The sequence below is a fragment of the Streptomyces sp. NPDC005791 genome, assembly GCF_042871485.1.
Taxonomy (GTDB): domain Bacteria; phylum Actinomycetota; class Actinomycetes; order Streptomycetales; family Streptomycetaceae; genus Streptomyces.
On sequence record NZ_JBIAIP010000024.1, the window covers coordinates 38,680 to 49,526 of the forward strand.

The window sequence follows — 10,847 nt, forward strand, 5'->3', positions numbered from 1 at the left end:
GTCAGGGTCCGGTGCACCGGAACGGCACGATTGATCTGAGCTTTCTTGCGTTCTGCGGAGCGCTCCCGCTCAGTCCGCAGGGCGCGAACCGCCCCCCTGGCCGGACGGTCCGTGCTCCGCGGTGGGCTCGGTGACGGGCTCGGCGGGAGCGGCCGCAGAGGTCGCGCCGAGAGCGGTCCGCATCGGCGCGGGCACGAACGTCGAAGGGAGCGATGGGGCGTTCTCCCGGCCGGCGTTGGCGATCACCACCGCGACATAAGGGAGCAGAACACCCAGAGCGAGCGCCACTACGGCCACATGCCTCTCGACATTCCACAGAGTCGCGGCCAGCACCACGGCGACGGTGCGCACGGACATCGAGATGATGTAGCGCCGCTGCCTTCCCCGCACATCGTCGGCAAGACCCTGCCGGGCGCCCGTGATCCGGAAGACCTCCGTGCCGCTCTGCTTCCGCATAGTGCTTCCACCACCAAGATCTCTGTGCCGGACTTCCCCGGACGGCGCGGCTCCTACGGTACGCCCGGCGTCCGCCGCATTCGAGGCCGGGGCGTGTCCCGTGAGGCCGGGTCCGGACCGCGCTCCCACGTACGGCCCTGTCCGGCATGCGGCGTACGTGCGGCGGGCCGAGACTGGGCGGACGTGCGCACTACCGCGCCGCACGAGGAGGCGATATGAGCTGGTTGTGGGCAATCATCGTAGGTCTGGTGCTTGGTGTGATCGCCCGGGCGATCCTGCCGGGGAAGCAGGACATCCCTCTCTGGCTGACGGTGGTGTTCGGCATCCTCGGCAGCATCCTCGGTAACGCGGTGGCGACGTGGATCGGGGTCAACGACACCAAGGGGATCGACTGGATCCGCCATGTGCTGCAACTGATCGGTGCCGTGGTCGTCGTAGGCGTCGGCGACACGGTCTGGCAGTCGATCCGAGGTAAACGGGGCAACAGGCAGCGAACCTGACCCCCGGTGGACACAGCACCGCGGCCGGCCACGCTTCACGCGTGGTCGGCCGCGGTGCTGTGCTCGTCGGCGTCAGTCGGCGGTGACCTCGACGGCGGCCAGGTTCTTCTTGCCCCGGCGCAGGACCAGCCAGCGCCCGTGCAGCAGCTCCTCGGGCGCCGGAGCGCTCTCGCCGTCCGTGACCTTGACGTTGTTCACGTAGGCCCCGCCCTCCTTGACCGTCCGGCGGGCGGCCGACTTGCTGGCGGACAGCCCGACCTCGACCAGGAGGTCCACCACCGGACCCAGCTCGGCGACCCGGGCGTGCGGCACCTCGGACAGGGCGGCGCTCAGCGTCGCCTCGTCCAGCTCGCCGAGCTCACCCTGGCCGAACAGCGCCTTCGACGCCGCGATGACCGCCGCGCACTGCGCGCCGCCGTGCACCAGCGTCGTCAGTTCCTCGGCCAGCGACCGCTGCGCCGAACGCGCCTGCGGACGCTCCTCGGTGAGCTTCTCCAGCTCCTCGAGCTCCTCGCGGCTCTTGAAGCTGAGGATGCGCATGTACGTCGAGATGTCCCGGTCGTCCACGTTCAGCCAGAACTGGTAGAACGCGTACGGCGTCGTCATCTCCGGGTCGAGCCAGACGGCCCCGCTCTCGGACTTGCCGAACTTGGTGCCGTCGGCCTTCACCATCAGCGGTGTCGCCAGCGCGTGCACGGCGGCGCCCGGCTCGAGGCGGTGGATCAGGTCGATCCCCGCCGTGAGGTTGCCCCACTGGTCGCTGCCGCCCTGCTGGAGGGTGCAGCCGTAGCGCCGGTACAGCTCCAGGTAGTCCATGCCCTGGAGGAGCTGGTAGCTGAACTCGGTGTAGCTGATGCCCTCCTGCGACTCCAGGCGGCGGGCCACCGAGTCCTTGGTGAGCATCTTGTTGACCCGGAAGTGCTTGCCGATGTCCCGGAGGAACTCGATCGCGGACATGCCCGCGGTCCAGTCCAGGTTGTTCACCATCGTGGCGGCGTTCGGGCCCTCGAAGGTGAGGAAGGGCTCGATCTGCCCGCGCAGGCGCTGGACCCACGCGGAAATGGTCTCCGGGTCGTTCAGCGTGCGCTCCGCGGTCGGCCGCGGGTCACCGATCTGGCCGGTCGCCCCACCCACCAGGGCGAGCGGCTTCAGCCCGGCCAACTGGAGCCGGCGCATGGTGAGCACCTGCACCAGGTGGCCCACGTGCAGACTCGCCGCGGTCGGGTCGAAGCCGCAATAGAAGGTGACCGGGCCGTCCGCGAGAGCCTTGCGCAATGCGTCCTCGTCGGTGGACTGGGCGAACAGCCCGCGCCACTTCAGCTCGTCGACGATGTCCGTCACGGTCGTTTCTCTCCTCTGAGGGTTCGACTGGGTTCGATGGGTCGTCCGGTCAGTCTATGGGCGTCATACGCCCCGGCTGACCGAGCTCATGTGGAAGTCGGGGATCCGCAGCGCGGGCATCGCGGCCCGGGTGAAGTAGTCGCCCCACTCGCGCGGCAGCGTCTTCTCCGTACGGCCCGCCTCCGAAGCACGGGACAGCAGCCCGACCGGCGACTCGTTGAACCGGAAGTTGTTCACCTCGCCGACGACCTCGCCGTCCTCCACCAGATAGACCCCGTCACGGGTCAGACCCGTCAGCAGCAGGGTGGCCGGATCCACCTCCCGGATGTACCAGAGGCAGGTCAGCAGCAGGGCCCGGCCGGTCGTCGCGGCGACCATCTCCTCCAGGGACCGCTCACCACCGCCGTCCAGGACGAGGTTGTCCATCGAGGGGGCCACCGGCAGGCCCGTCAGCCCCGCGGAGTGCCGGGTCGTGGTCAGCCGCTCCAGCCGGCCGTCCTTGATCCAGTCCGTCGGGGCCAGCGGCAGCCCGTTGTCGAAGACCGAGGAACCGTCCCCGGAGGAGTGCGCGATCACGAACGGGGCGGCTTCCAGCCCCGGAGCGTGCGGATCGCTGCGCAGGGTCAGCGGCAGCTCGGAGAGCGTCTCGCCGATCCGCGTACCGCCACCGGGCCGGGAGAAGACCGTCCGGCCCTCCGTGGCGTCCCGGGCGCCGGCCGACCAGTACTGGTAGATCAGCAGATCGGCCACCGCGGTCGGCGGCAGCAGGGTCTCGTAGCGCCCGGCGGGCAGCTCGATCCTGCGCTCCGCCCAGCCGAGGCGCTGTGCCAGCTCCGCGTCCAGGGCCGCCGGGTCGACGTCCTTGAAGTCCCTGGTGGCCCTGCCGGCCCAGGCGGAACGAGTCCGGTCGGGGGACTTCGCGTTCAGCTCCAACGTCCCGTTCGGCTGGTCGTGGCGCAGCCGCAGCCCCGTCGATGTGCCCAGATACGTCGAGTTCAGCTGGTGGTGGGCGAAGCCGTACAGCTCACGGCCGCCCGAGCGGGCCCGCGCGAAGGCGTCGCCCAGTGCCGGGGCGAAGTCGGCGAAGACGTCGGAGCCGGTCTCGGCCGGCGGCTCCGTGAAGTCGGCGGACCCCGGCACACCGGACACCAGCGGCTGCGCGTCCTCGGCCGCACCGGCCCCGCGCGCGGCGGCCTCGGCGGCCCGCACCAGCGGTTCCAGGTCGTCCGCGGTGACGGCCGAACGGGACACCACACCGGATGCCGTTCCCTCGGCGCCGTCCACGGTCGCGATCACGGTCAGGGTGCGTCCCCGCGTCACCCCGTTCGTGGTGAGCGCGTTACCGGCCCAGCGCAGGTTGGCGGAGGAGTTCTCGTCCGCGATGACCACGCAGCCGTCGGCGGTGGACAGCTCCAGTGCGCGCTCGACGATCTCGTACGGCTTGCTGACGCGGCTCATCGCCCGGCCTCCTGCGTCGTGTTGAGGATGTTCACGCCTCGGAAGAGGGCGGAGGGGCAGCCGTGCGACACGGCCGCGACCTGACCCGGCTGGGCCTTGCCGCAGTTGAACGCGCCGCCCAGGACGTAGGTCTGCGGGCCGCCGACCTTCTCCATCGAGCCCCAGAAGTCCGTCGTCGTCGCCTGGTAGGCCACGTCCCGCAGCTGACCGGCCAGCCGGCCGTTCTCGATCCGGAAGAACCGTTGCCCGGTGAATTGAAAGTTGTACCTCTGCATGTCGATGGACCACGACCGGTCGCCGACCACATAGATCCCGCGCTCCACCCCGCCGATCAGGTCCTCCGTGGAGAGCCCGCCCGGGTCCGGCCGCAGCGACACGTTCGCCATGCGCTGCACGGGGACGTGCTCCGGGGAGTCCGCGTACGCGCACCCGTTGGAGCGCCCCAGGCCCGTCAGCTTCGCGATCCTCCGGTCCGTCTGGTAGCCCACCAGCGTCCCGTCCTTCACCAGGTCCCACGACTGGGCCTCGACACCCTCGTCGTCGTACCCGATGGTCGCGAGCCCGTGTTCGGCGGTGCGGTCACCGGTCACGTTCATCACGGGGGAGCCGTACGTCAGCTTCCCCAGCTGGTCGAACGTCGCGAACGAGGTCCCCGCGTACGCCGCCTCGTACCCCAGCGCCCGGTCCAGCTCGGTGGCGTGGCCGATCGACTCGTGGATGGTCAGCCAGAGGTTGGACGGGTCCACCACCAGGTCGTACGTCCCCGCCTCGACGCTCGGCGCCCGCATCTTCTCGGCCAGCAGCCCCGGGATGCGCTCCAGCTCCGCGTCCCAGTCCCAGCCGGTGCCCGTGAGGTACTCCCAGCCCCGGCCCACCGGCGGGGCGATCGTCCGCATCGAGTCGAACTCGCCGGTCGTGCCGTCCACGGCCACCGCCGTCAGCTGCGGATGCACCCGCACCCGCTGCTGGGTGGTGACCGTGCCCGCCGTGTCCGCGTAGAACTTGTTCTCGTGGACGGTCATCAGCGAGGCGTCCACATGCGCGACCCCGTCGGCCGCCAGCAGCCGCGCGCTCCACTCGGCGAGCAGCCCGGCCTTGTCCGCGTCCGGCACTGCGAAGGGGTCGACCTCGTACGACGACACCCAGGTCCGCTCACCGTGCACCGGCTCGTCCGCCAGTTCCACGCGCTCGTCGGAACCCGCCGCGGCGAGCACCTTCGCCGACAGCTTCGCCATGGCGACGGCCTGCGAGGCCACCTTCGCCGCCGCGTCCATCGTCAGGTCGACGCCGGACGCGAAACCCCAGGCCCCGCCGTGCACCACCCGGACCGCGTACCCGGTGTCGGTGGTGTCCGACGTACCGGACGGCCGGGCGTCCCGCAGCCGCCAGGAGGCGCCGCGCACCCGTTCGAACCGGAAGTCCGCGTGTACGGCGCCGAGCGCACGGGCGCGGGCGAGCGCCGCGTCGGCGAGGGCACGCAACGGCAGGGCCAGGAACGACTGATCTACCTCGTGGGCCACGCGGGCCTCCCCTTCTCCACCTCTGGACAATGTCTCCGCAGTGAATCATGGGGGGTCGCGGCGTCCTCGTGCTCCGGTTTTACGATGCCGTGTCCCGACCGAACCGTTCTGTAGGGATCCGACAGTCCCGGCCCGGCGGCGCTGTCAGAGGCCGATTCCCTGGATGAGCAGTGGTACCGATAGGTTTTCGATGTACCAGACCGCCAAGGAAAGGGTGATCCGTTGAGCCGCTCGGTTCTCGTCACCGGAGGAAACCGGGGCATCGGCCTCGCCATCGCCCGCGCCTTCGCCGACAACGGCGACAAGGTCGCCGTCACCTACCGCTCGGGGGAGCCGCCGCAGGCGCTCACCGAGGCGGGCGTTCTCGCGGTCCGGTGCGACATCACCGACACCGAACAGGTGGAGCAGGCCTACAAGGAGATCGAGGAGAAGCACGGTCCCGTGGAGGTGCTGGTCGCCAACGCCGGTATCACCAAGGACCAGTTGCTGATGCGGATGTCCGAGGACGACTTCGCGTCCGTGCTCGACACCAACCTCACCGGCACCTTCCGCGTCGTCAAGCGGGCCAACCGTGCGATGCTGCGCGCCAAGAAGGGCCGTGTCGTCCTGATCTCCTCCGTCGTCGGCCTCCTCGGCTCGGCGGGGCAGGCCAACTACGCGGCGTCCAAGGCGGGCCTGGTCGGCTTCGCCCGGTCGCTGGCCCGCGAGCTCGGCTCGCGGAACATCACGTTCAACGTCGTCGCACCCGGTTTCGTCGACACCGACATGACCCAGGTGCTCACCGACGAGCAGCGCAAGGGCATCGTGTCGCAGGTGCCGCTCGGCCGTTACGCGCAGCCCGCCGAGATCGCCGCCGCGGTGCGCTTCCTCGCGTCCGACGACGCGTCGTACATCACTGGAGCCGTCATTCCCGTTGACGGCGGATTGGGCATGGGTCACTGATCACCATGAGCGGAATTCTCGACGGCAAGCGCATCCTCATCACGGGGGTGCTGATGGAGTCGTCCATCGCCTTCCACGCCGCGAAGGTGGCCCAGGAGCAGGGCGCCGAGGTCATCCTGACGGCGTTCCCCCGCCCGACGCTGACCGCCCGCATCGCCAAGAAGCTTCCGAAGCCCGTCAAGGTCCTCGAGCTCGACGTCACCGACGACGAGCACCTGGAGCGGCTCGCGGGCCTGGTCAAGGACGAGCTCGGCTCGCTGGACGGTGTCGTGCACTCCATCGGCTTCGCGCCGCAGGACGCGCTCGGCGGCAACTTCCTGAACACCCCGTTCGAGTCGGTCGCCACCGCGATGCACGTCTCGGCGTTCTCCCTGAAGTCGCTCGCCATGGCCTGCAAGCCCCTGATGAACGACGGCGGCTCGATCGTCGGCCTCACCTTCGACGCGCAGTTCGCCTGGCCGCAGTACGACTGGATGGGCCCGGCCAAGGCCGCGCTGGAGGCCACCTCCCGCTACCTCGCCCGCGACCTGGGCAAGGACAGCATCCGCTGCAACCTGATCTCGGCCGGACCGCTCGGCTCCATGGCCGCCAAGTCCATCCCGGGCTTCGGCGAGCTCGCGGACGTCTGGAACCACCGCTCCCCGCTGGAGTGGGACATGACGGACCCGGAGCCGGCCGGCCGCGGCGTCGTGGCCCTGCTCTCGGACTTCTTCCCGAAGACCACGGGCGAGATCATCCACGTCGACGGCGGCGTGCACATGATGGGTGCCTGACCCACCCACGGATCGCCGACGGCCGCGTACCCCTCGTATGGGGTACGCGGCCGTCGCGCGTGTCCTGCGGTCCTCCTGGCGCTCAAGTCGAAAAGATGACGGTTCCACCGCAGAATGTGGTGGAACCCGGACTTTCGGTCAGGCTGCGGGGAGGAGGACGCCGTGCGCTCCACACATCGCCGCACCTGGGCCCTGCTCGCAGCGGCGGCCGTCGTCGCGGGGCTCCTGGCCCCGGTGGCCGTGAGTGCGGCCAACCGGGCGGGGAGCGGAGCGGCGGCGCCCGTCGCACCGGAACCGGAGCCCTCGGGCTCCGAATGCCGTACGTCGGTCGACGGCTCCCGGGTGATCGCCTACTGCCACAACCCGTACCCCACGACCGATCTCGTCCAGCTCCACACCGAGTGCGCACGCTGGTGGGACGTCGACGCCGACGGAGGTACGGTCGCGGTGCAGCCGGGCCGGACGGTCAAGCTCGAGGACCGCTGCTGGAAAGAGGTCGGCTCGGCCTGGATCAGCCACTCGGTGACCTTCTGAGCGGACAGCCCTCAGACCCGTTCCCGCAGACAGTCCAACGCGTGGGCGGCCGCCTCGGCGGCCGCCGTCTCCGCGTCGCCCGCCCGGATCGCCTCGACGAGCCGCGCGTGGTCCATGAGCTCCTCCGGGCCGAGCTTCGAGCCCACGTCGTCGCGCAGGTAGTCACGGAGCAGGTCGTTGAGATCGGCGTAGAGCTCGGTCAGCACGTCGTTGTGCGAGGCGGCGACCACAGCGAGGTGCAGGGTCGCGTCGGCGGCCACGAAGGCCTCCGCGTCACCCGACGCCCAGGTCTCCTCCCGCCGCGCCATCAGCGCGTCCAGCTGCCGCAGGTCCCTGTCCGTGCGCCGCACGGCGGCCAGCCGGGCCGCCGAGGACTCCAGCGTGGAACGCAGCTCTGCGACGTGCCGGGGATCGGCGTCCGCGAAACGGCGCTGCATCACCCCGGCCAGCTCACTGGTCGCCACCACGTACGTGCCGGAGCCCTGACGGATGTCCAGCAGCCCGTTGTGCGCCAGGGCGCGCACCGCCTCGCGCACCGTGTTACGGGCGACCCCGAGCTGCTCGACCAGCTCCGGCTCGGTGGGGATACGCGAGCCCACCGGCCACTCGCCCGCCGTGATCTGGTTCCTCAGCTGGGCAATCACCTGATCGGCGAGAGCCGAACGCCGCGTGGACGTCAGCGCCATGGTGCTCCTTGCTCGTGTACCGGAGGGTCCGGAAGAGGTGGTCCGGGAGGTGCGGGCCCGTCGGATCGTCCCCCGATTGTCTCAGGGAGAGCGGAAGTGGACAGTCAATCATCCCATGATTCTATGATGGGTCTCATGCGTCACGACGAGACCCCGACCCTGAGCCCTCCCGCAGCACCCGGCACCCCGGTGTCCGATGCGTCCTCGCCCGGACCTTCCCCCTGGTTGCTGCGGATCGTCACCCTCGGCCTGGTCCTTGCCGCGCTCAACCTCCGGCCCGCCATCACCAGCCTCGGCCCCCTCCTCGAAGAGGTACGGGACGGACTGCACATGAGCGGCAGCGTCGCCGGCGTCCTCACCTCCGTGCCGCCGCTCTGCTTCGCGCTGTTCGGTTTCATGGCGCCCCGGCTGGCCCGCAGGTTCGGTACCGGCGCCGTCGTCTGCGCGGGCATGGCGGCCATCGCCGCCGGCCTGCTGCTGCGCCCCTTCGTGGGCGGTACCGCCGGGTTCCTCGCCGCCAGCGCCCTGGCCCTGATGGGCATCGCGGTCAGCAACATCCTGATGCCCGTCGTCGTCAAGCGCTGGTTCCCCGACCGGGTCGGCACCGTGACCGGCCTCTACTCGATGGCGCTGGCCCTGGGCACCGCCCTCGCGGCAGCCTTCACCGTGCCTCTGACGGAAGCGCTGGGCGGCAGTTGGAAGACCGGACTGGCCGTCTGGGCCGGCCTCGCCGTCGTCGCCGTCCTGCCCTGGCTCCCGCTCGTACGGGAGCGTGGCGACGTGTCCGGGCCGGCCGCCGGAGCCCCGGCTCCGCCCGCGCTCCGGATCACCCGCAGCTGTACGTCCTGGGCGCTCGCCTGCTTCTTCGGGCTCCAGGCCACGGCCGCGTACATCACCATGGGCTGGATCCCGCAGATCTTCCGTGACGCGGGGATCTCCGCGGGCACCGCGGGTGTCCTGCTCGCCGTGATCATGGCCATGGGCGTACCCCTGGCCTTCGTCATCCCCCGGGTCGCCTCCCGGCTGCGGACCCAGGGCCCGATCGTCCTGGTGCTCAGCGGTTGCGGCCTCCTCGGTTACGCGGGCCTCTACCTCGCCCCGGCCGGTGGCGCCTGGCTCTGGGCACTGCTGCTGGGCGTCGCCAACTGCGCCTTCCCGCTCGCCCTGACCATGATCGGGATGCGTTCGCGCACCGGCGCCGGAGTGGTCCGGCTCTCCGCCTTCGCGCAGTCCACCGGCTACCTGCTCTCGATCCCCGGCCCCCTGCTGGTCGGCGTGCTCTACGAGCACAGCGGCGGCTGGGGCCTGCCCCTCGCCCTCATGGCGGCCCTCCTCGTGCCCCAGACGGTCGCGGGAATGCTCGCCGGGCGGGACCGGACGATCGAGGACGAGTGCTGAGATGCGACACTGAGCGCATGCCAGTGCTCGATCCGAATCCCCAGAACGGCCAGAAGAAGCTCCTCCAGGTCTTCGGCACGATGATCCTCATCTCCGTGATCATCGGTGTGATCGCCACGATCGCCTCGCCCTGACCCTTCCCTGGGGGTGGGGCCAGCCCCCCATCCCCTAGGGGGCCAGGTTCAGGGTCGAGTGGGTGGGTCACCGGATGGGACCACCGAGGGCCGGCCCGTAGGTTCTGGGTAACACAGCCGAGGACCCACGGAGGCGGACATGTCGGCCCGTACGAACACCCGGACCCACCGGCCCGCCCCGGCCACCGCCGACGCCCGGCTGCCGTGGTGGGCCGTCGTGCTGCCCGCCCTCGCCTTCGCCGCGCTCCTCCTGCTGATCGTGGAACCCGGCCAGGCGCACGCGGCGACCGGCGACCCCGCGATCGGGCGGCTGCTCGGGCACATCCTCGGCCTGATGTCCGCCTGACCCGCCCCGTACACACCACGCCGCCCGTCATTCACCCTCAGCGTGCGAGCACGTCAACACCCTGCGCCCGGTGGCGCATTTCGTGCGAAGCTGAGGTGTATGAGCGCCGATACACCTCGCAGGATCGTCCTTCTCAGGCATGCCAAGGCGGAATGGTCGCAGCAGTCCGACCATGAGCGGCCACTGGCGGAACGGGGCAGGAAGGACGCCCCCGTCGCCGGCCGCAAGCTGGCCGACTCGGAGATCGTCTTCGACCTGGCTCTGTGCTCGACCGCCACCCGGACCCGCGAGACCTGGAAGCTGGCGGTCCACGAATTCGCACAGCGCCCCAGGACCGTGTACGAGGAGAGGCTGTACGAGGCCTCCCTCGGCGAACTGATCGCCTTGTTCGACGAGACCCCGGACGACGTGCGGAACCTGCTGGTCATCGGCCACAATCCCGGCATGCACGGTGCCGCGGACGCGCTCTCCGGCCGGGCCGAGGGCGATGCGCTCGCCCGTATGACCAGGGACGGCTTCCCGACCGCGGCCTACGCCGTCGTCGAGTTCGCCGGTCCCTGGAAGAGCCTCGAACACGGCGTGGGCAAGCTCGTCGAGTACTGGACGCCCAACGACTGACCGACGACGTATGAGGGGGGGGGGGGGCCCCCCCGGGGGGGGGGGGGCGCCCCCCCCCCCGGGGCGGGCCCCCCCCCCGCCCCCCCCCCCCCCCCCGGCGGCCGCCCCCCCCCCCCGGGGGGTGTCGGCGCCCACAAAAAA

At 70.7% G+C, this 10,847-nt stretch carries 13 protein-coding genes; 8 read left to right on the forward strand and 5 right to left on the reverse strand.

From position 1 onward, the window contains the following. Positions 1-69 precede the first annotated feature (69 nt). Complete coding sequence (locus ACFYSH_RS31785; RefSeq protein WP_359476295.1) at positions 70-456, reverse strand: DUF3099 domain-containing protein; 387 nt, start codon at positions 454-456, stop codon at positions 70-72. A 215-nt stretch (positions 457-671) separates the two neighbouring features. Here ACFYSH_RS31785 and ACFYSH_RS31790 point away from each other — a divergent pair, with 215 nt between their 5' ends. Further along, entirely contained in the window at positions 672-956 is a 285-nt protein-coding gene (locus tag ACFYSH_RS31790; protein ID WP_359476298.1) for a GlsB/YeaQ/YmgE family stress response membrane protein, read from the forward strand. 72 nt (positions 957-1,028) lie between these two features. Here ACFYSH_RS31790 and tyrS read toward each other — a convergent pair whose 3' ends face one another. From tyrS to ACFYSH_RS31805, 3 genes are all read right to left on the reverse strand, one after another. Beyond that, positions 1,029-2,297 carry a tyrosine--tRNA ligase gene (gene tyrS / locus ACFYSH_RS31795; protein ID WP_359476301.1) on the reverse strand — a complete coding sequence of 423 codons (1,269 nt, stop codon included), beginning with the start codon at positions 2,295-2,297 and terminating at the stop codon, positions 1,029-1,031. A gap of 63 nt (positions 2,298-2,360) precedes the next feature. Next, on the reverse strand, positions 2,361-3,755 hold the full coding sequence (locus ACFYSH_RS31800; protein ID WP_388757038.1) for a metallopeptidase TldD-related protein: 1,395 nt from the start codon (positions 3,753-3,755) through the stop codon (positions 2,361-2,363). Continuing rightward, on the reverse strand, positions 3,752-5,275 hold the full coding sequence (locus ACFYSH_RS31805) for a TldD/PmbA family protein (RefSeq protein ID WP_359476307.1): 1,524 nt from the start codon (positions 5,273-5,275) through the stop codon (positions 3,752-3,754). The genes ACFYSH_RS31800 and ACFYSH_RS31805 overlap by 4 nt, the downstream gene beginning before the upstream one ends. 222 nt (positions 5,276-5,497) lie before the next feature. Here ACFYSH_RS31805 and fabG point away from each other — a divergent pair, with 222 nt between their 5' ends. The 3 genes from fabG (at position 5,498) to ACFYSH_RS31820 (ending at position 7,524) form a co-directional block, all read left to right on the forward strand. Then, positions 5,498-6,217 (forward strand): 3-oxoacyl-[acyl-carrier-protein] reductase, encoded by a 720-nt coding sequence (fabG, locus tag ACFYSH_RS31810; RefSeq protein ID WP_388757042.1) that lies wholly within the window; start codon positions 5,498-5,500, stop codon positions 6,215-6,217. Between the two features lie 5 nt (positions 6,218-6,222). Further along, positions 6,223-6,990: an enoyl-ACP reductase FabI gene (fabI, locus tag ACFYSH_RS31815; RefSeq protein WP_359476313.1), complete on the forward strand. Its 768-nt coding sequence runs from the start codon at positions 6,223-6,225 to the stop codon at positions 6,988-6,990. 162 nt (positions 6,991-7,152) lie between these two features. Continuing rightward, complete coding sequence (locus ACFYSH_RS31820; RefSeq protein WP_359476316.1) at positions 7,153-7,524, forward strand: hypothetical protein; 372 nt, start codon at positions 7,153-7,155, stop codon at positions 7,522-7,524. Positions 7,525-7,535: 11 nt separating this feature from the next. On the opposite strand, the gene ACFYSH_RS31825 is transcribed toward ACFYSH_RS31820, so the two are convergent. Beyond that, positions 7,536-8,210 (reverse strand): FadR/GntR family transcriptional regulator, encoded by a 675-nt coding sequence (locus ACFYSH_RS31825; RefSeq protein WP_359476319.1) that lies wholly within the window; start codon positions 8,208-8,210, stop codon positions 7,536-7,538. Positions 8,211-8,345: 135 nt separating this feature from the next. On the opposite strand from ACFYSH_RS31825, the gene ACFYSH_RS31830 reads away from it, so the two are divergent. The 4 genes from ACFYSH_RS31830 to ACFYSH_RS31845 all read left to right on the forward strand — a co-directional run bounded on the left by ACFYSH_RS31830 (position 8,346) and on the right by ACFYSH_RS31845 (position 10,706). Then, positions 8,346-9,608 carry a CynX/NimT family MFS transporter gene (locus tag ACFYSH_RS31830; RefSeq protein ID WP_388757046.1) on the forward strand — a complete coding sequence of 421 codons (1,263 nt, stop codon included), beginning with the start codon at positions 8,346-8,348 and terminating at the stop codon, positions 9,606-9,608. 17 nt (positions 9,609-9,625) lie between these two features. Beyond that, on the forward strand, positions 9,626-9,742 hold the full coding sequence (locus ACFYSH_RS31835) for an SGM_5486 family transporter-associated protein (RefSeq protein ID WP_359476325.1): 117 nt from the start codon (positions 9,626-9,628) through the stop codon (positions 9,740-9,742). Between the two features lie 139 nt (positions 9,743-9,881). Continuing rightward, positions 9,882-10,088 (forward strand): hypothetical protein, encoded by a 207-nt coding sequence (locus tag ACFYSH_RS31840; RefSeq protein WP_359476328.1) that lies wholly within the window; start codon positions 9,882-9,884, stop codon positions 10,086-10,088. 99 nt (positions 10,089-10,187) lie between these two features. Beyond that, on the forward strand, positions 10,188-10,706 hold the full coding sequence (locus ACFYSH_RS31845) for a histidine phosphatase family protein (RefSeq protein ID WP_359476331.1): 519 nt from the start codon (positions 10,188-10,190) through the stop codon (positions 10,704-10,706). Positions 10,707-10,847: the final 141 nt, after the last annotated feature.